We start from the raw sequence: 25368 nt of genomic DNA, 5'->3' as shown, positions 1-25368 counted from the left end.
CTTCCTGTTCCTCAGGCGGGTTTCTTGCGGGGCGCGGTCTTGCGCTTGGGGCGTGGTGGCTGTTCACCGCCCTCGAGGCCGAGTGCGGCATTGACCAGCGCGGCCTGCTGTTGGGCGTGGCGCTTGGCGAGGCCGGTGGCAGGCGAAGCGGCCACGTCGCGCCCGGCATAGTGCGGACGCATGCCTTTGTGGCCCGCCGCATCGAGCGCAGCTTCGATCTTGCTCTCGACGAAGAACCACGAACCGTTGTTCTTCGGCTCTTCCTGGCACCAGATCACTTCCTTGAGGCCGGTCATCCGCTTGAGCCGGATTGCCAGCGGTTCGCCGGGGAAAGGATAGAGCTGTTCAAGCCGGACGATCGAGACATCGTCGAGCCCTTCCGCGTCGCGCTTCTCGATCAGGTCATACGCGACCTTGCCGCTGCACAGCACCAACCGTCGGACTTTCTTGTCCGCGATCTCGGCAGTGTCGGACATGATCCGCTTGAAGTGGCTCTCGCCGATAAACTCCTCGACGCTGCTCTTCGCCATCGGATGGCGCAGCAGGCTCTTGGGAGTCATGATGATCAGCGGCTTGCGGAACGGGCGCAGCATCTGGCGGCGCAGCACATGGAAGTAGTTCGCCGGAACGGTGATGTTGCACACCTGGATGTTATCGTTGGCGCACAACTGCAGGTAGCGCTCGAGCCGGGCCGAACTGTGTTCGGGACCCTGGCCTTCGTATCCGTGCGGCAGCAACATCACCAGGCCGTTGGCGCGCAGCCACTTGGCTTCGCCGCTGGCGATGAACTGGTCGATGATGATCTGCGCGCCGTTGGCGAAATCGCCGAACTGCGCTTCCCACAGCACCAAAGTTTTCGGGTCGGCGAGCGCAAAGCCGTATTCGAAGCCGAGCACTCCGTATTCGCTCAAGGGGCTGTCATAGACCTCGAACTTGCCGTGCGGCAGCTGGCATAGCGGGATGTACTTGCGCTCGTCGGTCTGGTCGACCCACACCGCGTGGCGCTGGCTGAATGTGCCGCGGCCCGAATCCTGGCCCGACAGGCGCACGCCGTATCCTTCGGTCACGAGGCTTCCGTAAGCGAGCGCTTCGGCGGTGGCCCAGTCGAACCCCTCGCCATCGTCGAACATCTTGCGCTTGGCGTCGAGCACGCGGCCGAGCGTCTTGTGGATCGTCAGGTCGTCGGGGACCGTCGTCAGCGTCCGCCCGAGGCTGTCGAGCAGCTTGCGCGAGATCGCGGTGTCGACGTTGCGTCGCGCCTCCTCCGGATCGACCGGCTTGTTCAGCCCCGCCCAGCGCCCGCCGAACCAGTCGGCATGGTTGGGTTCGTAGTTGTCGGCCGCCTGGAACTGCTCGTCGAGATGCGCGCGGAACTCCTCGCGCATGGTGTCGGCATCGCCTTCCTTGACCATGCCTTCCTGCAGCAAGCGGCCCGAATAGAGCACGCTGACCTTGGGGTGCTGGCGGATGCGGTCGTACATCAGCGGCTGAGTGAAGCTCGGCTCGTCGCCCTCGTTGTGGCCGAAGCGGCGATAGCACCACATGTCGATCACGATGTCGCGGCCGAACAGCTGGCGGTATTCGATCGCCAGCTTGCAGGCGAAGGTCACCGCCTCGGGGTCGTCGCCGTTAACGTGGAGGATGGGTGCCTGGACGCCCTTGGCGACGTCGGACGGGTAAGGGCTCGACCGGGCGAATTTCGGGCTTGTGGTGAACCCGATCTGGTTGTTGATCACGAAGTGCAAACAACCGCCGGTGTTGTAGCCGCGCACCCCGGAAAAGCCGAAGCATTCCCACACGATGCCCTGGCCCGCGAACGCCGCATCGCCGTGGATCAGCACCGGCAGGACCTGCTCGTGCTTCTTCAGGTCGTCGCGGATTGCCTGCTGTGCGCGGGTCTTGCCGAGCACAACCGGGTCGACCGCTTCCAGGTGGCTGGGATTGGGGACCAGGCTCATGTGCACCTTGATCCCGTCGAACTCGCGATCGGTGCTGGTGCCGAGGTGATACTTCACATCGCCCGACCCGCCGACATCTTCCGGATTGGCGCTGCCGCCCGAGAATTCGTGGAAGATCACCTTGTAGGGCTTGGCCATCACGTTCGCGAGCACGTTGAGCCGTCCGCGGTGCGCCATGCCGTAGATGATCTCGCGCACGCCGAGCTGGCCGCCGTACTTGATCACCGCTTCGAGCGCGGGGATCATCGATTCGCCGCCGTCGAGGCCGAAACGCTTGGTGCCGACGTACTTCTTGCCGAGGAAATCCTCGTACTGCTCGCCGCGGATCACGGCGGCGAGAATCGCGCGCTTTCCCTCGGGGGTGAAGGTGATGACCGCGTCGATACCTTCGATCCGGTCCTGGATAAAGCGCCGCTCCTCCACGTCGGAAATGTGCATGTATTCGAAGCCGACCTTGCCGCAGTAGTTGCGGCGCAAGATCGCGACGAGCTCGGAAATCGTCGTCCATTCGAGACCGAGCGTGCCGCCGACATAGACCGGGCGTTGCTGCGCCGCGCCGGTGAAGCCGTGGTATTCTGGCGTAAGGTCGGCGGGAAGTTCGTGGGTCGACAGGCCCAGCGGGTCGAGATCGGCGGCAAGATGTCCGCGCACGCGGTAGGTACGCACCAGCATCATCGCGCGGATCGAATCGTCGGCCGCCTGTTCGACCGCCTTCTCGTCCATCGCCTTGCCCGACTTTGCCGCCGCGGCTTTCACCGCCAACTTCATTGCCGTCGGGTCGAGCGCCTGCGTCAGCTCGTCCTCGCTCTCGCCGCCGAAAAGCGGCCAGCGCGGGTTGCTCCAGCTCGGGCCGGGTTGCGGCCCGTCCTGGTCGGTGAGCTCGGGGAGGAAATCGTGTGCTTCGTTGCCCATATCAGGCCTCCGGGGAGGAGAGAGTGTTTACGCGAGTTCCTTCAGCAGCGCGTCGAGCGTGGTGCCGAGTTCGCTGGGCGAAGGCGACACGCGGATGCCCGCCGCCTCCATCCCAGCGATCTTGTCTTCCGCGCCGCCCTGGCCGCCCGATACGATCGCGCCCGCATGGCCCATCCGGCGGCCCGGAGGTGCCGTGCGTCCGGCGATGAACCCGACCATCGGCTTGCGGATGCCCTGCTTGGCCTTGTGGGCGATGAATTCGGCGGCTTCTTCTTCCGCGCTGCCGCCGATCTCGCCGATCATGATCATCGACTTGGTCTCGTCGTCTTTGAGGAACAGGTCGAGCACGTCGATGAAGTTGGTGCCGTTGACCGGGTCGCCGCCGATGCCGACGGCGGTGGTCTGGCCGAGGCCGACCATCGTGGTCTGGTGCACGGCTTCGTAGGTCAGCGTGCCGGAACGGCTGACGACGCCGACAGAGCCTTTCTTGAAGATCGAGCCGGGCATGATGCCGATCTTGCATTCGCCCGGCGTCAGCACGCCGGGGCAGTTCGGGCCGATCAGGCGGCTGTTCGATCCGTCGAGCGCGCGCTTCACGCGGACCATGTCGAGCACCGGAATGCCTTCGGTGATGGTCACGATCAGCTCGATGCCCGCGTCGATCGCTTCGAGGATCGAGTCCGCGGCGAACGGCGGCGGCACGTAGATGCAGCTGGCGGTCGCGCCGGTCGCATCCTTGGCTTCCTTCACCGTGTCGTAGACCGGAAGCCCGATGTGTTCGGTGCCGCCCTTGCCCGGGGTCACACCGGCAACCATCTGGGTCCCGTAATCGAGCGCCTGCTGGGTGTGGAACGTGCCGGTGTCGCCGGTCATCCCCTGGGTGATGACCTTGGTGTTCTTGTCGACGAGAATGCTCATTGATCAGCCTCTTGTGAAATAGGGTGCCAGAATGGCAATCAAGCGAGCGAGCTATCCAGCCCCTTGCAGGCCACCAGCAGTTCCTCGACCGCGTCGGTCGAGACCTTGAGGTTCTTCGCTTCCTCGTCCGATAGTTCGATTTCGACCACATCCTCGATGCCGTTCGCGCCGATCACGGCGGGGACGCCGACGTAGAGGCCGTCGAGGCCGTACTTGCCTTCGACATATGCGGCGCAGGGCAGGATGCGCTTCTGGTCGCCGAGATAGGCTTCGGCCATGGCGATGGCGCTGGTGGCCGGGGCGTAGTAGGCCGAGCCGGTCTTGAGCAGGCCGACGATCTCGCCGCCGCCAGAGCGGGTACGCTGGACGATTTCGTCGATGCGCGCAGGGTCGATGCCCTTGATCTTGGCCAGGTCGTTGACCGGTATGCCGCTGATCGTGGTGTAGCTGGTGACGGGGACCATGGTGTCGCCGTGGCCGCCGAGGACGAAGGCGTTCACGTCCTTGACGCTGACGCCGAATTCCAAGGCGAGGAAGGTGGCGAAGCGCGCGGAGTCGAGCACGCCCGCCATGCCGACCACCTTGTTGTGCGGAAGCTGCGAGAATTCGCGCAGCGCCCAGACCATCGCGTCCAATGGGTTGGTGATGCAAATCACGAATGCGTCGGGTGCGTTGGCCTTGATGCCTTCACCGACCGACTTCATCACCTTGAGGTTGATGCCCAGCAAGTCGTCGCGGCTCATGCCCGGCTTGCGCGGCACGCCGGCAGTGACGATGATCACGTCCGCCCCGGCGATATCGGCATAATCGTTGGTGCCGGTGATCTTCGCGTCGAACCCTTCGATCGGGCCGCACTGCGACAGGTCGAGCGCCTTGCCCTGCGGAATGCCCTCGGCGATGTCGAACAGGACGATGTCGCCCATTTCCTTCTTCGCGGCGAGGTGGGCGAGCGTGCCGCCGATCATCCCGGCGCCGATCAGCGCGATCTTCTTGCGTCCAACGGTCTGGGCCATGGGTGCGATACTTCCCTTCGTGCGCGCGGGAACCGGCAAATGGCTGTAGCTCCCGTCCCGCGGGCGAGGGCGGCCAGTCGATGGGATGCGACCTAGGCGCGGTATTGGGGGATTGCAACCGTCAATCGAGCGATTGGAAGCAAGTTTATTTGCAAATAGTTCGCATTTGCAAATACGAGAGGCAAATTACTGGGAAAGCGTGATATCAGTTGGTTCCCCAACCCCCGTTATCGCCTGTGGCGATCGACGATCCGGCCCAGTTGGAGACGCGGTTGGCTACTTCGGTAATGTCGTTCATGCGGTAGCCGAGCATCCACAGGACGCCGAGCGCAACCGCTGTCGCAACGACGAATTTTCCGACCATGGCAAGCTCCTCCTGGGATCAACTCCTGAATGATGCGCCCGGTTCCGCCTAGCGTCCGTTGGCGCGCGCTCTGGTTTCGCCCTCGCTGCGTTCCTGTGCCAGCAGCGTGGCCGCGATATAGTCGGGTACCGCGCGACTGAAGTAGTAGCCTTGCCCGAGCGTACAGCCCGCGTCGGCAACGGTGTGGACCTGCTCGCGGGTCTCGAGCCCTTCGGCGACGATGTCCATACCCAGGCGGTTGCCCATCTCGGCGACCGCGCGGATGATCGCGTCGCTCTTCTTGCCGACGTTCGGACCGGACACGAAGCTGCGATCGACCTTGATCTTGCTGAACGGAAACTTGTTGATGTAGCCGAGCGAGGAATAGCCGGTCCCGAAGTCGTCGAGCGCGAAGCGGACACCCATCGCCGACAGCTCTTCGATGAATGCCGCGGTCGACTCGTTGTCGTCGAGGAACAGGCTTTCGGTCACTTCGAGTTCGAGCCGGTGCGGATCGAGCCCCGCTTCGCGCAGTGCCGACTGGATACCCAGTGCAGCACCCGGCGCACGAATCTGCAGCGGCGAAAGGTTGACGGCGATCGTCACGTCCTCGGGCCAACTCGCGGCGGCAATCGCCGCCTGGCGGGTGATCCAGTTGCCGAGCGTGACGATTACCCCGGTTTCCTCCGCCACCGGGATGAACTCGTCGGGGCGCAGTTCACCCTTTTCGGGGTGGAACCAGCGCACAAGCGCTTCGAAGGTGCGGATCCGTCCACTCTGGAGGTCAACGATCGGCTGGAAATAGATCGACAGTTCGTCGCGCTGGATCGCGGCGCGCAGTTCCGCCTCGATCTCGCGTCGACGCATCAGGTCGCGGCTCATCGAAGTGTCGTAGAACCGGACCTGGTTCCGCCCGCCGACCTTGGCCTGGTAGAGCGCGAGGTCGGCCGCCTGCATCAGGCTGTCGGCATCGTGCGCGTCTTCCGGCAGGATCGCCACGCCCATCGAAGTGGGAACGTTGAGCAGTTCGCCATCGATCCGCATCGGGCGCTGGATCTCCGCGAGCACGTCGGCCGAGAGCTGTTCGCAGCGCTTGCGGTTGTCGACGGGGCAAACGAGAATGAATTCGTCGCCGCCGAACCGGGCGATCGTCGAACCCTCAGGGGCAATGTTGCAGAGTCGTTCGGCGACTTCGCCCAGCACCCGGTCGCCAACCGGGTGGCCCAGCAGGTCGTTGACTTCCTTGAAGCGATCGAGATCGAGCCAGAACAGCGCCAGCGACCGTTCGGCCGGTAGCGCCATGAGCTGCTCGACCAGCGCGTTGTTGAGCCCCGCACGATTGGCCAACCCGGTCACGACGTCGGTTTCCGCGAGGACCTTCATGCGTTCGGCGAGCTTTGAACTGGTTTCCGCCGAAGCGATCGAATCGCGCAGGACCTTGAACAGGTTGTTCACGATCGTGCCCATCGCCGGCAGCAAGAGGAACAGCGTTGCCGCCATGGCGACGAAGGTCACGTCTCCGACGTACAGCGCACCGAACACGATCGGCACGGTGGAAAGGGTCAGCTGGCCCATCGCGATCATCGGTCGGCCCGCGTTGCGGGCGCAGATCCCGATGCCGTAACCGATCGCATTTGCCAGCATCAGTACCTGCACGCCGGTTCCCGTCTGCAGAACCATCGTCAGAGCGGCGAACATGCCGAGCAGACTGGCGTAGCTGAACGCCCCGATTTCGTAGACGAGCTCAAGCTTGCGTGTGCTGGTGTTGTCGCGGTTGGCATTGAGCGCGACCGCCGCAATCACGCGTACGATCGCAACCACTCCGATCACGAGACTGATAACGTAGAGCAGCTTGCTGCCCGAGGCGTAGGCCGCAATGCTGCTCGAAACCAACCCGTTGATCGCGCCGATCGCCAGCGAGCTCGGCTGGGCATACAGCGAACTGACCAGCATCCGTCGGACACGATCGCTCAATGCGTCGCGCCGCCCCTTGCCGGGCATGAGCCTGCGAGCTCGGGAGATTGGACGTTCCTCCACGAGCCTGCTGTAGGACAATTCCGTCACTGGATGGTTAAGACGCGCTAACCCGGATTACCTAGCCGCAACCGCGTCTTAAGCTGGTTTGCTTGCAGGCGTCAGATGTGGGTCAGTTTTCGCATCGTTCGCGACGCCAGCCGACGATCGAGTGTGCTGCAGATTCCCAGCCACCAATTGTACGATTGGCGGTCGCCGGAAAAGAACGCCGCTTCCGCCAACTTGCGGGCTTCGTCTGCGGCACGCAAGCCGTGCTCGCCGAAGTGGCGCAGCGCAGCGTGGAGCAACTGGTCGTCGGTCCCGGCGTGCCCCACTATCCCGTTGTCGTTCGCCGCCCGACCAGTCGCCTTGCGTGCCATCGCCCGCGCGATCGGCGAACATGCATTCGAACGGGCAAGAGCGGTCTGGATGGTCATGGGGCGATTCCTGGATCGAAGGTGGGTACGGGCGGTAGCTCTTCCCCTAACCCGGTGCCTTCTAAGAACTGGTGCGAATTCACGGTTGTCCAGATTCTAAAAGGCGTGCTTTCCGGCTCGTTTACCACGTTCAGGGAAGGGGGTGTCGAATGGCCTAGTTGGGCTGGGCAATCCAGCGCCCGGAATTGGCGTATTCGGCCTTGACCCCGCTGGCATCGGGCAGGTCTTGCGCAGTGAAGGCCCGATCACCGCCGCGCGCGCGCATTTCCGCGCTGTAGTCAGGCGGTGCATACGTGGCAGTGCTGGGCTGCGCATGCTCGATGGCCGGCACCGGTATCGCGGTTGCGCGGTGCGTCGCGTCATAGGCCTGTGCCAACACCACCGGATCGGGTGCGGAATCGGGTGCGGGAGCAAACACCTTGGGGTGCGGGGCGGCCACAGGTTCTCCGCCACGATAGAGCGCCGCGAACGCCTGCGGCATACCGGCAGCTCCGCGCCAGCGGTAGAAGGTGTGCAGCCCGATAGTGAGCACGTTGTCGAGGCTGCTCGCCCAATAGGGTCGCACGTAGGTCGCATGGTAGTGCGTCGCGAGGCCGACCGGCTGGAACACGAATCCATTGAGCGCTGCCTCGGCGACTGTGCGCGCCTCTGCCCATTTTGCCGCCATCGGACGCCGATCGAGCGATCCGTCGCACGTGAAGGTAAACTGGCATCCACTCTGCCGCTCGCTGCCCTGGAACACCACCCCGCACACGCTGTCGGGGAAGCTGGGATGCATCACTCGGTTGAGCACCACTTGCGCCACTGCCCGCTGGCCGTCAGTAGTTTCGTTCGCCGCTTCGTAATAGACCGCCATCGCCAGGCACTGCAGTGCGCGCGCCTTGCTCACCCCGGTGCCGGCGTCGCGGAACGGGCGCGCGGCAAAGCGCACATCGTTCGATGCAGCAGGAGCGGGATCGCCGTCCCAATGCGCGCCGGTATCGAGCGGCAGGGATTGCGGAGTGTCCTGCAGGTAGAAGAACGCCGATCCCGGGAAGCTCTCACCCGGTGTTTCGAACGGCATCGGCTTGGCTTGCGCGCTCGGCGCTGGATGCAGGTCGAACGCGCGCCAGTCACCCGGTGCAGCCATCGCCGGGACCGCCACTGCGGCGGCAAGCGCCAGCAATCGCCGCCCGCGATGCTTGCCTTCGAGCAGGCTCGCCAGCGACCATTCGCGCCGGGCTTGAATGCGGCGTGCATTTGTCCGGTTCGTGGCGGCGCGTGGCAGAATTGGAAATTCCCTTGCGAACGTGCGGTTGCTGCACGGCCATTCCCGACCGCGCCTGACGGCGCGTACCTGCCGGAAAGCGTTACCGCGAGGCGCTTGGCACCTCCCGTCCCTTGGCGGAACAGCTTGCAAGGCGAGGTTAAACGCCATGCTTGCGGAGCGGTAAACTTGCCCTGCGAAGCGACCCGGTGTAGCGCTCCACTCGACGTCATGGGTTGTCCGGGAAGCCGGGCCGAAGAGGGAAGGGGGTGCAATACCTCCGCTGCCCCCGCAACTGTGACCGGGGAGCGAACGGCCACGCGCCACTGATCATGCGATCGGGAAGGCGGCCGCGAGCGACGATCCGGGAGCCAGGAGACCTGCCTGCGATGGTCGTTCGCGCTGTCGGGCGGGGTGTACCGGGAGCACAGGCGGAAAAGCGCGAATCCCCGCGCCTCCCGTCGATGAGCGGCACTGTCGTTCATCGTCGGAGGTAAAATGCGCAAATATCTGATTTTATGTAGTTTGGTTGCCGTATCGTCGCCTGTGCTGGCGCAGGATGCGGGTGCCTCGTCCAATCCCGATACGATTACCGTCACTGCCACCGGCATGCAGGGCAATGTCGTCGATACCGGACAGCCGGTCACTGTGATCGGTCGGGCCGAGATCGATTCCATCCAGGGTGCCGACCTTACCCGGGTGCTCGCCCGGGCGCCCGGCGTAACGATTTCCCGCAACGGCCCGCCCGGCAACTACACCGGCGTCAACGTGCGCGGCGCGGCAGCAGACCAGTTGCTGGTGCTGGTCGATGGGGTGCGGGTGGCCGATCCCGCATCGCCCGCGGGCGGGTTCGATTTCGGCAACCTCCTGGCGGGAAACATCGCCAAGCTCGACCTGCTACGCGGGGCGAATTCGACCATCTGGGGTTCCGACGCGATCGGCGGGGTCGTGGCGATCACCACCCGTTACGACCGGGGCCTGACTGCAAGCGGCGAATACGGTGCTGACAACACCAGCTACCTCGTCGCGAACGGCGGCACCGGCAGCGATGCCTATTATCTCGGCGGGTCGGCCAGCTGGTACCGCACCGACGGGTACTCGGCAGCTAGGCTCGGGACCGAGCCCGACGGGTTCGAACAAGTCGCCGCCAACGGGCAGGCGCGGGCTTACCTGTCGAGCAGTTTCGAGCTGTTCGTGCGCGGTCGCTACGCGCAAGGCGACCTGTCGCTCGACGGTTACCCGCCGCCGAACTACACGTTCGCCGATACCGCTGAATGGCAGCGCACCCGGCAGTACTCGGGCGCGGCGGGTGCACGGTTCGACAGCGGCGTGGTGCTGCTCGAAGGCAGCTGGTCGTTCGCCGATACGCGCCGGGCGAACTTCGACCCTGCGCAAGGAACTGCGCCGACCTACACCGTAGCGGGCCACTCCGACCGGCTGGACCTGCGCGGCACTTGGCGCGCGATCGGGCCGGTGGTGGTCAACTTCGGCAGCGACGGCGAATGGACCCGATTTGTCAGCCTCTACGATGCGCACCAGTCGACCGGCACCTGGGGCGGCTATGCCCAGCTGGGGATCGAAACCCCGCGCTACGCTGCACACCTCGGCTTGCGGCACGACGAGCACGCCCGCTTCGGCGGCGAGACCACGTTCGGGGCGGACGCCAGCTTCGCGCTCGTGCCCGAGCTCCGACTGCGCGCGAGTATTGGCGAGGGCTTCAAGGCACCGACGCTGTTCCAGTTGCTGAGCGACTACGGCAACATGTCGCTGCGGCCCGAGCGGGCGACCAGCTACGACCTCGGTCTCGCCTGGCGCACCCGCGCTGCGCCGACATATGCCGAATTCACGCTGTTTCGCCGCGAAAGCTCCGACCTGATCGACTATGTCTCGTGCTACGGTGTGACGACCGGGATCTGCACCGGGCGACCCTACGGCACCTATGACAATGTCGGCCGCGCGCGAGCACAGGGGGTCGAAGTGGCGCTCGGTGTCTCGCCGTTTCGCGACCTGCGCGCGCAGCTTGCCTACAGCTACGTCGAGGCGACCGATCGCGCGACCGGCAACTGGCTCGCTCGCCGCCCGCGCCATGCGGTGACCACGTCGGTCGACTGGACCACGTCGCTCGGGCTGACCATCGGTGGGGATATGCGGCTGGTCGGCGTGCGCTACGACGATGCGGCCAACGCCGTGCGGCTCGCTGGGTATGCTGTGGGCGATCTCCGCGCGAGCTACCCCGTAAGCGATCGGATCGAGCTCTACGGCCGGATCGAGAACGTGACCGATACCAGCTACGTCGAGGTCGCGGGCTACGGCACGCAAGGCCGTGCGGCCTACATCGGGGCGCGCTTGCGGCTGTGAGGGTGCTGGCAGCCCTTGCGTTGCTGGTGGCCGGATGCGCTCCGGCTCCGGTATCGCGCACGCCGGTGATCCACCCGACGATCGTAAGCCTCAACCCATGCACCGACGCGATCCTTGCCGAGCTGGCGGGGCCGCGCCAGGTGCTCGCGCTCAGCCACTACAGCCGCGATCCGCGCGCAAGCTCGATGAACGTGGCCACAGCGCGCCGGTTCGCGACCACCGGCGGGACAGTCGAAGAAGTGCTCGCGCTCGATCCGGATATTGTGGTGGGTGGCAGCTTCATGCCGCCTGCCACCCGCGCCGCGTTCGCGCGGCTGGGGATCAAGGTCGAGACTTTCGGGATCGCCTCGAGCGTCGCCGAAAGCGAAGCGCAGGTGCGGCGGCTGGCCGTGCTCGCCGGACATCGCGCGCAAGGCGAGGCGCTGGTCAGGCGGATCGATACAGCGGTCGAGCGGGCACACTGGAGCGGCAAGCCCGCTTCGGCGATCCTGTGGCAGCCCGACGGGATCGTGCCGGGCAAGCGTGCGCTCGTTACAAGGCTGATGGCGAACGCGGGTCTTTCCAGCCAGAGCGCCGCGCGCGGGATGGGACAGGCGGATTACCTGTCGCTTGAACGGCTGCTGGCCGATCCGCCGCAGGTCCTGCTGGTCGCCGGAAACCAGCGTGGGCAGCATCACCCGGCACTGCGCGACCTGCACGGCGTGATCGAAGCCAAGTTCGATCCCGCGCTGCTCTTTTGCGGCGGGCCGACGATCATTCGCGCCGCCGACCGGCTGGCTGAAATCCGCCGGGAGGAGTCATGACCCGCCCGGTCCCGCTTTTGCTCGCGTTACTGGCGATCGCGCTGCCGCTGTCGCTTCTCGCCGGACGCGTGTGGATCGATCCCGCCAGCACGCCCAACGCGGCGGTGATCCTGATGCAGCTGCGCCTGCCGCGCGCGATGCTCGCTATCGTGATCGGTGCGGGACTGGGCGCGAGCGGGGCCGCGATGCAAGGCTACTTGCGCAACCCGCTGGCCGATCCGGGGCTGTTCGGGATCGCGCCGGGTGCCGCGCTCGGTGCGGTGGTCAGCCTGTGGTTCGGCTATGCCGCCTCGCCCTACCTGCTGCCGCTGTTCGCGCTGGCCGGAGCGGCGGGCGCGATGGCGTTGCTCGCGGCTATCGCCGGGCGCACCGGAGGGATCGCGCTGTTCACGCTTGCCGGGATGATGATCGCCAGCCTTGCGGGTGCACTCACCAGCCTCGCGATCAGCCTTGCGCCCAATGCCTTCGCGATGAGCGAGATCGTCAGCTGGCTGATGGGCGCGCTGACCGACCGCAGCTGGAGCGACGTGTGGCTCGCCGCGCCGCTGACGCTGGCGGGGATCGCCTGCCTGCTGATGGCCGCGCGCGGGCTCGATGCGCTGGTGCTGGGCGATGCGGCGGCGCGCAGCCTCGGAATGGAGCCCGGGCGACTTCAGTTCTGGCTGATTGCCGGAGTCGGTCTGGCGGTGGGAAGCGGGGTTGCGGTCGCAGGGATCATCGGATTCGTCGGACTGATCGTGCCGCACCTCGTGCGCCCGCTGACCGACCGCAAGCCGAGTTCGCTGCTGGTCCCGAGTGCACTCGCGGGCGCGCTGCTGGTGCTGGTGGCGGACTGCCTGTGCCGCGTATTGCCGCTGGTCACCGAGCTGCGCCTCGGGATCGCGCTGAGCCTTGTCGGCGCACCGTTTTTCCTGTGGCTGCTGCTGCGGATGAGGAGGGGGTTAACATGACGCTCGCCGCGCAAGACCTCTCGCTCAACGGTCGCCTTGCCGAGGTTTCTCTGGCGCTGCGACCGGGGGAGGTCACCGCGATCTGTGGGCCGAACGGGGCGGGCAAGTCGAGCCTGCTGCAATGCCTTGCCGGTTTGCTGCAGCCCGAAGCCGGGTCGGTCGCGCTCGATGGAGTCGACGTGTCAGAGATTGCTCCGCGAAGCCGCGCGCAGGCGATCGGCTACCTCCCGCAGGACGGCGAAGTGGCGTGGGATGTCGCGGTCAGGACCCTCGTCGAACTCGGCCGCTTGCCGCATCGCGATCGGGGGGATGCGCACGTTGCCGCAGCGATCCACGCACTTGATCTCGCATCGTTGGCCGATCGCCCGGTGTCGCATCTCTCGGGCGGGGAGCGCGCGCGGGCGCTGCTGGCACGGGTGCTGGCAGGAACCCCGCGCTGGATCCTTGCTGACGAACCGCTCGCCGCGCTCGATATCGCTCACCAGGTCGCGCTGATCGGCCACTTGCGGGCGGCGGCGGACAATGGCGCGGGCGTGGTGCTGGTGCTCCACGACCTTGCGCTGGCGATGAACCATGCCGACCGGGTGGTGGTGCTCGATCGCGGAACGATCGCAGCCGACGGCGCTCCCGAAGAGGCGCTGTCGGCCGGGATCATATCCCGCGTCTGGGGCGTTCCCGCGCGCTGGCTGGGCGAGCCGGGCGCGCGGGCACTGATTGCTGGCTAAGCGCTACTTCTTGTCCGCCACCAGCCCGTGGGCTTCGAGCATCGGCTCGACGTTGGGGTCGTGCCCGGTGAAGTTCTCGAACATCTTGTAGTAGTCGACCGTCGCGCCCTTGCTGAGCACGGTCTGGCGGTAGTGATCACCGTTCGCACGGGTCAGTCCGCCGTGGTCGAGGAACCACTTCTGGCTGTCGCGGTCGAGCATCTCGGTCCACAGGTACGAGTAATAGCCCGCCGAATAGCCGTTCGGGTCCGAGAAGATGTGGCTGAAGTAGCTGCTGCGATAGCGCGGCGGCACGAGGTCGGTCTCGAGGCCGAGTTGCTTCAGGCTCTTCTCCTCGAACGCATCGACCGCTGCGGGCGTATCGATCGCCGCTGCCTGTTCGGGGCTCAGCGCGTGCCACTTCATGTCAAGCAGTGCGGCTTCGACCACTTCGCCGAAGTCGTAGCCCTGGTTGAACTTCTTGGCCGCCTCGATCTTGTCGATCAGTTCTTGCGGGATCGGCGCGCCTGTCTTCCAGTTCTTGGCATAGTGCGCCAGGACATCTGGGTAGCTGGCCCACATTTCGTTGGTCTGGCTGGGATATTCGACCCAGTCGCGCGCGGTAGCAGTGCCCGACAGCGAGGCATAGCGGCCATCGGCGAAGAACCCGTGAAGCGCATGGCCGAATTCGTGGAACATCGTCTCCACGTTGTCGAAGCTGACCAATTGCGGTTCGCCTGCAGGTGCCTTGGGGATGTTGAGCACGTTGTAGATCACCGGCTTGTCGCCAAACAGGTGGCTCTGGTCGACGAAGTTGCTCATCCACGCCCCGCCGCGCTTGTTGTCGCGCTTGTAGGGGTCGAAATAGAAGATCCCGAGCTCGCTGCCGTCGGCGTCGAACACGTCGTAGGTCCACACGTCGGGATTGTAGACCGGCAGGTCGGTGCGCTTCTTGAAGGTCAGCCCATAGAGCTTGTTCGCGGCGTAGAACACGCCGTCTTCGAGCACCCGGTGGATCTCGAAGTACTGCTTCACTTCGTCTTCGTTGAAGGCGTATTTCTTGGCCTTCACCCGGTCGGCGAACATGTACCAGTCCCATGGCTTGACGGTGAAGTCCTTGCCTTCGGCCTTGATCTCGGCGTTGAGCATCGCCGCGTCGGACCGCTGCGCGGCAGCAAGCGCGGGGACCATCTGCTGCATGAAATCGAGCGCGGTCTTGGGGTTCTTCGCCATCCGGTCGTACATCACGTAGGTCGCCCAGTCGGGATCGCCGAACAGCGCGGCCTTGTCGGCCCGCAGCTGAGCGATCTTGGCGACCAGCGCGCGGGTGTCGTTGGCATCGCCTTGCTCGGTGCGGGTCCAGCTATGCTCGAACAGCGCCTGGCGGGTGGGGCGGTCTTCGATCTCGGCGAGAGCGGGCTGCTGCGTCGTGTTCTGCAGCGGGATCACGTACTTGCCGGGCATCCCGCGTTCGGTGGCGGCATCGGCAGCGGCGGTGATCTCGCCGTCGGTCATGCCCGCCAGCTTGGCCTTGTCATCGATCACCAGCGAACGGGCCTTGTTGGCCGCGGTCAGGCGCTGGCTGAATTCGGTAGTCAAGGTGGAAAGCGCGGTGTTGATTTCCTTGACCTTCGCCTTCTGGTCCGGCGTCAAAAGCGCGCCGGCGTGGACCATGTTCTTGTAGGTGATGTCGAGCAACTTGGCGTCTTCGGCGTCGAGCCCGAGCGAAGCGCGTTCGTCATAGACCGCCTTCACGCGCGCGAAGAGCCTGGGATTGAGCATGATCGCGTCCGAGTGGGCCGACAGCTCGGGGCTGACCTTGGCATCGGTCGCGTCGAGCACGTCGTTGGTGTTGGCCCCGGTCAGTGCGTAGAACACGTAGGAGACTCGGGTCAGCATCCGGCCCGACTTCTCGAGCGCGACGATCGTGTTGTCGAAGGTCGGCGGGGCCGGGTTGTCGACGATCGCCTGCACTTCGGCCGAGTGGACCTTCATCGCCTGTTCGAACGCGGGCGCGAAGTCGGCGTCCTTGATCTTGCTGAAGTCCGGTGCGTGGAACGGCAGGCTGGATTCGGTGGCGAAATAGCCGGTGGCTTGCGGCACTGTGGGCGCGGTGTTGGTCGCAGTATCGTCAGTGCTGGCGACAGCGGTATCGTCGGGCATCGTGGCACAACCTCCGAGCAGTGCGGCACCCAGCGCGGCAGGCGCCGCGGCGGCGAAGAAACGGGTCTTGATCAATGTGGAAACTCCCAGTGCGACGTTTTGCTCCCCCTGAATGGCACGCACGATTAGCGACCACGGCGAGCAATATGAGACTGGGGCAATTCAAGCGGGATTCGATTGCAATTGCAACCGGATTGCGGGCGTTGGCCGAGGCAATACGGCGTTGGTCGAGCGTATCGCGCTTCGATCCGTCCGGCGTCAGAACGAGAGCGTGACCACCACCGTGTCGCTATAGGTGCCGGTGGCGACCGACGATCCGCTGGCTGGAACCTGGCCGTACATCGGCACGGAGACCTGGCTCCCGGAATCGACTGGCACGCTCACGGACTGCCCGCCGCTGCCCCATACCTGCGTGTGCGCGGCGTCGCTGTAGATCGCATAGGGAACCAGTGTGCCGTCGGCAGCGGCGAGGTATCGCGTGGTCCCTTGTGCATTGGTGCCCTGGTCGAGCGACAGGCTGACCGCGTTTCCGGTGGGTACGGCGGAGCACGAGACGGTGACGCTCGAGTTCGCGTCGATCGTCTGGCTCGCCTGTCCGGTGAAGGTCAGCGGGTTGGCCTGGACCGAGCACGAAGACTGGATGGTCAGCGATACATCGACGGTCGCCGTCGCGGTGCCTGCGAATGCCGGCAGCGGAGCGATGCCCGCGAGACCGGCCAGCACCAGGCCAAGAGCCCTGCAAATCTTCCGACGGTTTTTCGCGTGCGCCATGGAGGGCGTGATCCGCCAGGCGAACAAAGCGATCAATCGCGCTGGCGGGCTGTGGAGCAAAATCGGACACTATCCGCGAATAACGTAAACCTGGTCATCGAAGCGGCCATTCGGCGATCGCATCATACTGCGATCCGGTAATTGCCAGTGTGCTCTCGAATAGGGAAAAATACGCAACCGGCCATGCGGGTGCCGACAAGTTGGCGTGGTCGGCCAACCATCGGCCGATCGGCCCTGCACCCCCTGCAAGCCGGGCAAGGGTGACGTGCGGGGTAAACTTGCGGTGTTCCGGCTCCAGGCCGACCGACTGGCAGGCACGCTCGACTTTCTTTTGCAGCGTATCGAGAGCGGGGCTGGGCGCGACTGCCGCCCACAGCGCGGTAGCGCGGCCCTTGCGTTCGAAGTGACCGACCCCGCGGATCGCCAGGTCGAACTTGTGCGCGTCGATCCGCTGGAGAGCGACCAGCAGGTCGTCGGCGCGATGCGGGTCGATTTCACCGATGAAGCGCAGCGTCAGGTGGAGTTGGTCATCGCCTTGCCAGCGGGCGGCTTCGACCCCGCCCATTGCCGCGTACAATACTTCGCGAATTTCCGCCGGGGGGCGGAGCGCAACGAACAGGCGGGGCAGGGCGGCGGGCATCGGAGCTGATCCGATACGCCGCCGCCCGGCTCACGCCAAGCTTACCAGATGCGCGCGCGCTTGTCGGGCGCGATGTAGAGCTTCTGGTCGGGGGTCACGCCAAACGCATCGTACCATGCATCGACGTTGCGCAGCGGGGCGAACGCGCGGATCGCGCCCGGGCTGTGCGGGTCGGTGGCAATCTGGCTGGCAACCGCTGCCGGACGCGCCTTGGTGCGCCACACTTGCGCGAAGCCGAGGAAGAAGCGCTGGTCGCCGGTCAGCCCGTCGAGCACCGGCGGCGTCTTGCCGTCGAGCGAGCGATGGTAGGCGTCGTAGGCCACCTCGACCCCGGCGAAGTCGGCAATGTTTTCGCCCATCGTCAGGTCGGGATTGACGTGGCTGCCGGGGACCGGCTCGTAGCTGGCGTACTGGTCGCCGAACACCTTCGATTCCGCGACGAAGCGCTTGGCGTCTTCCGGGGTCCACCAGTCGCGCACCTTGCCGGTGGCATCGACCTTGCGGCCCTGGTCGTCGAACCCGTGGCTGATCTCGTGGCCGATCACCACGCCGATCGCGCCATAGTTGACCGCCGGATCGGCGTGCAGGTCGAAGAATGGTGCCTGCAGGATGCCGGCCGGGAACACGATCTTGTTCTGGTTGAAGCCATTGTAGGCATTCACCGTCTGCGGGTTCATGCCCCACTTCTTGCGATCGACCGGCTTGCCGAGGTCTTCCATCGCATAGGCGTGGTTGAATTCACCGGCGCGCTCGACGTTGCCGAGCAGGTCATCGGGCTTGATCGTCAGGCCGTCCCAGCTGCGCCACATGTCGGGATAGCCGACCATGACCATCATGTTCTTCAGCTTGAGCAGCGCCTGCTCCTTGGTCGCGTCGGACATCCAGGTATTGGTGCGGATGCGATCGGCCATTCCGGCCTTCACGTTGACGACCAGCTTTTCCATTTCGGCCTTCGCCGCGGGCGGGAAGTACAGCTTGACGTATTGCTGGCCGACCAGCTGGCCGACCGCGCCGTTGACGAGGTTCACGCCGCGCTTCCAACGGGGATCGAGTTCGGTCACGCCCGAAAGCGTCTTGGTATAATCGAACCGGGCGTTGACGAAATTGTCCGAGAGATATGGCGCGGCCTGGCTGATCACGTGGAACCGCTCCCACGCCTTGAGCGTGTCGAGCGGGGTATCGCCGACGATCTGCGCGATCGCCTTGATGGCGGTCGTTTCGCCGATGATCATGCGCTGCTGCGCGGGCACGTCGGCACCGGCGAAGAACGCATCCCAGTCGATGCCCGGAGCGTAGGCGGCAAATTCGGCCGAGCTCATCGGGTTGTTGGTCTTGTCGATGTCGCGCGATTCCGCCGGGGTCCAGCTGGCCTTGGCGATGCTGGTCTCGAGGGCGAGGATCGCGTCTGCCTTGGCGGCGGCATCGGGCGTGTCGGTCAGTTCGAGCGCCTTCTGCACCCATGCGCGATAGGCTGCGCGCTGCTTGGCGAACTTCTCGTCGAGGTAGTAGTCGCGGTTGGGCAGGCCCAGCCCATCCTGGCCGATATAAAGGACATTGATGTTGGGGTTATCGGTGTCGGCATAGACGAACGTACCGACCGCCGAGATACCGAACTTGCCGCCGCTTGCACCCATGAAGCGGGCGATCCCGGACTTGCTGTCGATCGCCGCAACCTGGTCGAGGTCGGCCTTCAGCGGGGTCCAGCCCAGAGCATTGACCTGGTCGGTGTTCATGAAGCTCTTGTAGAAATCGCCGTATTTGCTGCCGGCGGGCGCGTTCATGATGATGTCGCGGGTTTCCTTCTGGACCCGGTCGAAGGTGTCGCGAAACGCACCGATCGAAGCACGGTCGGCCGGGATTTCGGCGGACTTGAGCCAGGTGCCCCAGGCATATTCGTCCCAATTGTTGCCCGGCTTGACCGACTTGTCCATTGCCTTCAGGTCGATGCCGAACGGCGCGTAGAACGGGGTGTTGCCTTCGGCGGTTTGGGTGGCGGCAGCGGGTGCATCCTCGGCCAGCGAGGGGGCGGTTACCACAAGTGCCAGCCCGGCCACACCGGCGGCCAGCATCGAACGAAATGCCATGGGAGTCTCCTGTCAGGGTCTGTCGTGGTGCCCGCGTAGCAGCTTTTTCCTTTTGTCGCAGAACATTCGACGGAAGATGTTTATCGTTCGGCAAACGACAAAAGCGGAACCGGAGGGCGGGTTTATCCGTAGCACTAGCGGACGCTTCCTCTCATACTCCCAGTTCCAATCCGAAAGGCCTGCCAATGGCGAAAACCGTTGCCGAAATCGTTGTCGATGCCATCGAACAGGCAGGAGCCAGGCGGATTTACGGGATCCCGGGAGACACGATCAATCACTTCACCGACGCTGTCTCGCGTTCAAGCCTGCGCTGGGTGCAGGTGCGGCACGAGGAAGTCGGCGCGTTCGCTGCCGGGGGCGAGGCCTACATGACCGGCGAACTGGCGGTCTGCGCGGGCACCTGCGGGCCGGGCAGCCTGCACTTCGTCAACGGCATCTATGAAACCCACCGCAACGGCGCGCCGGTGCTGCTGATCGCTTCCGACGTCGACCGGCGCGAGAAGGGCTTCGACTTCCCGCAGGAGGTCGACCAGAAGAAGATCTACGAGCAGCACTCTGTGTTCTGCGAAGCGATCTCGCATCCGGCGCAGGCCCGCCGGATCGTCGCCAAGGCGGCGCAGGCTGCTCTCACGAAGCGCGGCGTGGCGGTCGTGATCGTCAACGGCGACATGTTCACCGAAACCGATGCCGACGGTGCCGACTGGCGGATTTATCGACCTCACCCGATTGCCCGGCCCAACGATGCGGAAATGGCGGAGTTGGCGCAGGCGATCGACACTGCGAAATCCGTGACCGTCTATGCCGGGATCGGCGCGCGCGATGCGCATGACCAGATCGTGGCGCTGTGCGAGAAGCTCAACGCACCGATGGTTCACACTACCCGGGCGAAGGAATGGCTCGAACCGGACAATCCCTACAATGTCGGGGTCAATGGCATCCTCGGCAACAAGGCCGGGGTCGAAGCGATCCATACTGCCGACCTGGTGCTGTGCCTAGGGTGCGATTTTGCCTACGGCCAGTTCTGGCCCGAACAGGCAAAAGTGGTGCAGGTCGATATCGACCCGACGCACCTGGGGCGCCGCTCGCCTATCCACATGGGGCTGGTCGGTGACTGTGCGGCGACGCTCGACGCGCTGATCACGCTAGTGACGGCGAAGGAAGATCGCGCGCATCTCGACCGGGCATTGGCGCAGTGGAAGGACGACTTGGCCGGATACCAGGAGGCGGGCCGCGAGCCCGACTCCAGCCTGATCCACCCGCAATTCGTCGCCAACATGCTCGACAAGAGAGCCGCTGACGATGCAATCTTCGTGTCCGACGTCGGCACCTCGATGGTGTGGATGCTGCGGCACATCACCGCCAACGGCAAGCGGCGGTTCCTCAACAGCCTGCTGCATGGGACGATGGCGAGCGGCTATCCGCAAGCGATGGGGGCGAAGCTCGCCTACCCCGAGCGACAGGTGATCGCGATGTGCGGCGATGGCGGGATGACCATGCTGATGGGTGACCTCATCACGCTGGTGCAGGAGAAAGTGCCGCTCAAGCTGCTGGTGTTCGACAACTCGACGCTCGGTTTCGTCGAGATGGAGCAGCGCGTCGAGGGCCTGGTCGACCACTACACCACGCTGGAGAACCCCGATTTCGCCAAGGTGGCCGAAGCGATCGGGATCGCCGGCTGGCGGGTCGAGAACGCGTCCGACCTTGCCGGGGCGATGGACGCATGGCTGGCCGAACCCGGCCCCGCGCTGCTCGATGTGAAGGTCAACCGGGTCGAACTGGTGATGCCGCCCGAGGTCAAGGCCGGGCAGGTTGCCAGCACCGCGCTGTTCGGCGTGAAAGCGGTACTCAGCGGGCGGACAAAGGAAGTCGTCTCGCTGCTGCGAGACAACTTCCTGCGCTAAGCGCGGTTTGGTTCAGAGCACGAAGTCGCCCGCGTCCAGATGGATCTGGCCCGTCAGCAGAAGGTAGAAGTCTGCCCCGCCATCGCCGTTGGTGTCGCCGGAAACGTAGGTCGTGTTGCCGACGATTTCGTAGTGCAGCTCGCCTGCATGGCCGGAGAATGCCGAGCTGCCGATCCAGTCGAACGCCTGGTTTCCGGCAGTCGTAGTGTCGGCATCGAGCAGGTGGAAGTCGATCAGGTCGTGCTGCGACTGGTTGAAGTCCTGGATCCTGTCGGCGCTAGCCGTGCTGGTTCCAACGTCGGCGGTATTGAACAGGAACTGGTCCGATCCCAGCCCGCCAACGAGTATATCGATTCCCTGTCCGCCCACGACCAGGTCGTCGCCCGCCTGGCCGTTGACGATGTCATTCCCGCTCGATCCGTATACCCGATCGTTGCCGCTTCCGCCGTAGACGTGGTCGTCGCCGCCTCCGCCGTTGACATAGTCGACACCCGCATTTCCGTAGACATGGTCGTTGTTGGGTCCGCCGTCGAGCGTATCGTCGCCACCACCGCCGGAAATGAAGTCGTCGCCGCCACTGCCGGTTACCGAGTCATTGCCCGGGCCGGCGCGGACGGTATCGTTGCCCGTTCCGACATCGATCGTGTCGTACCCGCCCAGGCCATAGATGATGTCGTCGCCGCCGTTGCCGTGGATGATGTCGTCCCACGACGTCCCGTTGATCGTCTCGGAAGCGGTTGTCCCGTTTATCTGGGTCGCCGGGGCGACTACAATGTGCTGGTTGTATGGGTTGGAAAGCTCGAGCCAGCGGGACGCGAGCAAGAGTGATGCATCGGATAAACTGTCGCCGTTGAAATCGAACTGCAGGATCGTCTGATCGCCCGATTTCACATAGCGGTATTCGCCCGCTGTGTCGCTGAATGTCGCTCTGCCTATGAACGTGGTGACAAGGTACGAACCGGTCGTGTTGTTTTCGAGAGAGATCGTATCGCCGCGATCGAAGTCGGTGATGGTCGTCCCGTCGATCGCGTCGGCTGTGCCGTCCCAGCTAAACGTATCGGGGCCGCCGCCGCCGGTGTAGGTGTCGGTCCCGCCCGATCCGCTGCTGCTCGAAAACAGGTCATTGAAAACCGAACCGATGAAGGTGTCGTTGCCGGCACCGTCGAGCAGGCCGACGTGGATCGGGGACCCGGACGCATCGACCGTCTGGTCGAACTGCGCATCGTATTGGCCCAGGTTCAGGTATTCGATCGAGGTAGCGGAAAGCGTTGTCGCGGAACCTTGCTTCACCTGGACCGAGGAATCGCCGTTCGGTAACGTGCCGCCGGTAACAAAGGCGGTGGTTCCGTCCGGATTGAGCGCTTTGACGACAGTATCCTGGCCATCTCCTCCGGTGACCACGTCGTTACCCAGGTAGACGTCGAAAGTGTCGGGATATTGCGAGCCGATGAGGTGATCGTTGCCGCTGCCGGTCTTGATCCACACGTTGCCGTAACCGGCCAGCGTGGACACGAACTGCGAGGCGTTTACGGTGATGTCGACCGAGTAGGTGTAGCTAGGGTCCCGCGCCCAGATGGCGAGTTCCTCGATGTTCGAGTACGTGGTGTTGAATATCCCGAGGCTGTCGTAGACATGCGTTCCCGAAACCGAGATGGTCAGTCCGCCTGATGGCTCCGGGAACCACGGCTGGTAGTAAAGCGGGAAGAGCAGGACATCGAATCCGCCGCCGCCATCGACCGTATCGCTGCCCGGGCTGCCGACGATGACGTCGTCGCCATCAAGCGCATCGATCGTGTCGTTGCCGGTCGTCCCCTGAAGGGTGTCGTTGCCGGTAGTTCCGGTGATTGTCGCCATCGCTCAAAGCCCCCTACGGCTGGCGGAACAGTATCTCCGCTGCAGCCTGCGCGATCGTTGCTTATTGTTTTATCGGGAAAGTTCGGCGAGTCCAGCATCAATCATGCGCCGAGGAGCGCGCTCCGCCAACCGCGCTCGGATGAGCACGGCTGGACGGAAGAGAGCTGACAAGGTCTCGACGCCGCGTGCTTGGCCGACGGTCAGAGCACGAAATCGGTTGCCTGCAGGTCGATCTGGCCGGTGAGCCACAGCACGAAGTTTGCGGTGCCGTCGCCATTCGTGTCGCCATAGATGTAGGTCGTGTTGCCGACGATCTCGGCGCGCAGTTCGCCTGCCGTCGAACTGAACGCATCGGCGCCGATCCAGCTGAACGCCTGGTTGCCTGCGGTGGTCGTATCCGCGTCCATATTGTGGAAATCGATCACGTCGCCGTCAGACTGGCTGAAATCTGTGATCCTGTCGGTTACTGAGAGGCCCGCGCCCAGGTGTCCTTCACCGAACAGGAACCTGTCAGCGCCCAGGCCACCGACAAGCGTGTCGATACCCGGCCCGCCGACAATCAGGTCATCGCCGGTCTGGCCGTTGAGCAGGTCCGCGCCAACGCTGCCATTGAGGTTGTCGTTTCCTGCACCTCCGATCAGGGTGTCGTTGAGCCCGCCGCCGTAGAGCGCGTCGTCGCCCCCGTTTCCGTAGAGCCGGTCACTACCCTGGTCGCCAAAGAGCGCGTCGTTTCCGGCGCCGCCAAAGAGCGCATCGTTGCCGCCGCCGCCATAGAGTGAATCCGCCCCGGCTTGACCGCGCAGTTCGTCGGCACCGCCGTTGCCGAGAAGGATGTCGTCTCCGCCGCGTCCGTAGATCGAATTGGCAATCGCGTTGCCGGCGATTACGTTGTTTTCGTCGTTGCCGATCCCGGTGACCGCGCCGGTCATCAAATTGAGGTTTTCGACATTGGCCGACAGCACGACCTGTTCGGTGTAGGAATCGACCGTGTCGTTGCCCGCGTCGATGCCTTCGACGATCGTGTCGAACGCATCGTCGACCCGGTAGGTGTCGTCACCATTTCCGCCCACCAGCTTGTCTGCCCCTGCGCCGCCAACCAGCAAGTCGTTGCCGGCATCGCCGACGAGAAGGTCGTTCCCATCGAAGCCGTAGAGGATGTCGTCCCCGGCGAGCCCGTTGAGCCAGTCCTTCCCGGCGGTTCCTTCCATCAGGTCGTTACCGGCGGTGCCGAGTGTCTCGATGAGATTGTCGACCGTCACGATGCCGTGAGTAGTGTTGACGAAGAACACCGTCTGGTCGGGTGAAAGCGTCAGCTCCTCGCCCCATTGCAGGACGTTGTAGTCATAATTCCCGATGGCGAAGGTGTTGGTCAGCGACAGGTCGCCGGTGTTGATGGTCACGATCCGGTCGCTATCGGGATCGATCGCGTAGAGCTTGGTCCCATCGTTGCTGAATGTGAGGCCGGGGCTGTTGGCGAGAAACGCGTAAGTGTCCGCCAGGTTTGCGATGTAGTTGAAGTTGCCGTCGTAGAGATGGAACCCGCCGCCGGTTACGATGGCGATAAACCCGCTGGCACTGGTGCCGTAGAACGCTTCGACCCCGGCAGCATAACCATACACACCGTTTTCGTAGATCCCGTTGTTCCCGTCCTGCTGGCCTGCGCTGTCGATCAGGTAATATTCGGCCGAGGACAGGCCGAGTTGGCCGAGCAGGATATCACCGGTGGTCTTGGCCTGGGTGAGCGACGCGGCATAGCCGAGCCCGGCGTAGTACGATCCGGTTGTGGCGAAGGTATTGTTCTGCAGGTCGAGCGTCACCAGCGGTGCCCAGCCGCTCCATCCAGGCAGGATGTTCTGACTGATGATCGCGTGGCCGTTGTCGGTGAACGCGACATCGGCAAAAGTGTAGTCGCTGCCGTGGTTGGTGTAGGTCAGCGTCGTCGTTTCGCCGGTCGCCAGGTTGACCTTGTAAACTGCGGCCACCGTCTCGTTTGCGGGCCAGTTTCCATCGGCTCCTTCGACGAAGCTGACCGGGGTCGCTTCGGTAACCAGCGCGTATTGCCCGTTGGGCGAAATGGCGATGGCGTCGAGATCGTTGCCGATGTGCCAGCTCGATACGAGTTGCCCGGTGGTCCCGTCGTATCCGCGCAGGACGCCGTCGTTGCCCGCGACGTAGACGATGCCGGTGCTTGCGCGCACGGCGTAGTTTTCGCTGCCGTCACCGGCGGCCAGAAGTTCGGTCATTCGGATACTCCCAAAGGCAGCTCCCCACTGCCTTCCAGAGTCCGCAACTTAATCTCG

At 64.5% G+C, this 25368-nt stretch carries 18 protein-coding genes and 1 riboswitch; of the genes, 5 read left to right on the top strand and 13 right to left on the bottom strand.

Going from position 1 to position 25368, the window contains the following annotated elements:
* Positions 1-11: 11 nt before the first annotated feature.
* From CJO11_RS05425 to CJO11_RS05400, 7 genes are all read right to left on the bottom strand, one after another.
* Positions 12-2870: a 2-oxoglutarate dehydrogenase E1 component gene (locus CJO11_RS05425; RefSeq protein WP_095011802.1), complete on the bottom strand. Its 2859-nt coding sequence runs from the start codon at positions 2868-2870 to the stop codon at positions 12-14.
* Positions 2871-2897: 27 nt separating this feature from the next.
* Complete coding sequence (gene sucD / locus CJO11_RS05420; RefSeq protein ID WP_095011801.1) at positions 2898-3788, bottom strand: succinate--CoA ligase subunit alpha; 891 nt, start codon at positions 3786-3788, stop codon at positions 2898-2900.
* A gap of 38 nt (positions 3789-3826) precedes the next feature.
* On the bottom strand, positions 3827-4801 hold the full coding sequence (gene mdh / locus CJO11_RS05415) for a malate dehydrogenase (RefSeq protein WP_095011800.1): 975 nt from the start codon (positions 4799-4801) through the stop codon (positions 3827-3829).
* A 205-nt stretch (positions 4802-5006) separates the two neighbouring features.
* Complete coding sequence (locus CJO11_RS13270) at positions 5007-5165, bottom strand: hypothetical protein (protein ID WP_169829140.1); 159 nt, start codon at positions 5163-5165, stop codon at positions 5007-5009.
* A 48-nt stretch (positions 5166-5213) separates the two neighbouring features.
* Positions 5214-7145 carry a putative bifunctional diguanylate cyclase/phosphodiesterase gene (locus tag CJO11_RS05410; RefSeq protein WP_095011799.1) on the bottom strand — a complete coding sequence of 644 codons (1932 nt, stop codon included), beginning with the start codon at positions 7143-7145 and terminating at the stop codon, positions 5214-5216.
* A 134-nt stretch (positions 7146-7279) separates the two neighbouring features.
* Entirely contained in the window at positions 7280-7594 is a 315-nt protein-coding gene (locus tag CJO11_RS05405; RefSeq protein ID WP_095011798.1) for a hypothetical protein, read from the bottom strand.
* A 154-nt stretch (positions 7595-7748) separates the two neighbouring features.
* Entirely contained in the window at positions 7749-8759 is a 1011-nt protein-coding gene (locus tag CJO11_RS05400) for a cell wall hydrolase (RefSeq protein WP_240504576.1), read from the bottom strand.
* A 297-nt stretch (positions 8760-9056) separates the two neighbouring features.
* A riboswitch (cobalamin riboswitch) is annotated at positions 9057-9242 on the top strand.
* A gap of 96 nt (positions 9243-9338) precedes the next feature.
* Between CJO11_RS05400 and CJO11_RS05395 the strand changes: the two genes are divergently transcribed.
* Genes CJO11_RS05395 through CJO11_RS05380 form a run of 4 tightly spaced genes read left to right on the top strand, consistent with a single transcriptional unit; the run spans position 9339 to position 13676 of the window.
* Entirely contained in the window at positions 9339-11198 is a 1860-nt protein-coding gene (locus CJO11_RS05395) for a TonB-dependent receptor plug domain-containing protein (RefSeq protein ID WP_095011797.1), read from the top strand.
* A 2-nt stretch (positions 11199-11200) separates the two neighbouring features.
* Positions 11201-12001: an ABC transporter substrate-binding protein gene (locus tag CJO11_RS05390; protein ID WP_240504575.1), complete on the top strand. Its 801-nt coding sequence runs from the start codon at positions 11201-11203 to the stop codon at positions 11999-12001.
* The gene (locus CJO11_RS05385; protein ID WP_095011796.1) at positions 11998-12951 is read left to right on the top strand and encodes a FecCD family ABC transporter permease; all 954 of its coding nucleotides are present in this window, start codon (positions 11998-12000) and stop codon (positions 12949-12951) included. Before CJO11_RS05390 ends, CJO11_RS05385 begins: the two co-directional genes overlap by 4 nt.
* Positions 12948-13676: an ABC transporter ATP-binding protein gene (locus tag CJO11_RS05380; RefSeq protein WP_095011795.1), complete on the top strand. Its 729-nt coding sequence runs from the start codon at positions 12948-12950 to the stop codon at positions 13674-13676. The genes CJO11_RS05385 and CJO11_RS05380 overlap by 4 nt, the downstream gene beginning before the upstream one ends.
* A gap of 3 nt (positions 13677-13679) precedes the next feature.
* Here the strand turns inward: CJO11_RS05380 and CJO11_RS05375 are convergent, their stop codons facing one another.
* The 4 genes from CJO11_RS05375 to CJO11_RS05360 form a co-directional block, all read right to left on the bottom strand.
* Positions 13680-15941, bottom strand: coding sequence for a M3 family metallopeptidase (locus CJO11_RS05375; protein WP_240504574.1), 2262 nt, complete (start codon positions 15939-15941; stop codon positions 13680-13682).
* Between the two features lie 135 nt (positions 15942-16076).
* Positions 16077-16589, bottom strand: a complete 513-nt coding sequence (locus CJO11_RS05370) for a Csu type fimbrial protein (RefSeq protein WP_095011794.1) — start codon at positions 16587-16589, stop codon at positions 16077-16079.
* Between the two features lie 94 nt (positions 16590-16683).
* A complete protein-coding gene (gene thpR / locus CJO11_RS05365; protein WP_240504573.1) occupies positions 16684-17229 on the bottom strand; it encodes an RNA 2',3'-cyclic phosphodiesterase in 546 nt (181 codons plus the stop codon).
* Between the two features lie 41 nt (positions 17230-17270).
* Entirely contained in the window at positions 17271-19313 is a 2043-nt protein-coding gene (locus CJO11_RS05360) for a M13 family metallopeptidase (RefSeq protein WP_240504572.1), read from the bottom strand.
* A 185-nt stretch (positions 19314-19498) separates the two neighbouring features.
* On the opposite strand from CJO11_RS05360, the gene CJO11_RS05355 reads away from it, so the two are divergent.
* Positions 19499-21214 (top strand): thiamine pyrophosphate-dependent enzyme, encoded by a 1716-nt coding sequence (locus tag CJO11_RS05355; RefSeq protein ID WP_095011793.1) that lies wholly within the window; start codon positions 19499-19501, stop codon positions 21212-21214.
* A gap of 12 nt (positions 21215-21226) precedes the next feature.
* On the opposite strand, the gene CJO11_RS05350 is transcribed toward CJO11_RS05355, so the two are convergent.
* The gene (locus CJO11_RS05350; protein ID WP_095013229.1) at positions 21227-23068 is read right to left on the bottom strand and encodes a calcium-binding protein; all 1842 of its coding nucleotides are present in this window, start codon (positions 23066-23068) and stop codon (positions 21227-21229) included.
* 200 nt (positions 23069-23268) lie between these two features.
* A complete protein-coding gene (locus CJO11_RS05345; RefSeq protein ID WP_095011792.1) occupies positions 23269-25311 on the bottom strand; it encodes a calcium-binding protein in 2043 nt (680 codons plus the stop codon).
* Positions 25312-25368 lie beyond the last annotated feature (57 nt).

This window comes from Tsuneonella mangrovi, assembly GCF_002269345.1.
Classification (GTDB): domain Bacteria; phylum Pseudomonadota; class Alphaproteobacteria; order Sphingomonadales; family Sphingomonadaceae; genus Tsuneonella; species Tsuneonella mangrovi.
This window is presented reverse-complemented; position numbering and strand designations above follow the sequence as displayed.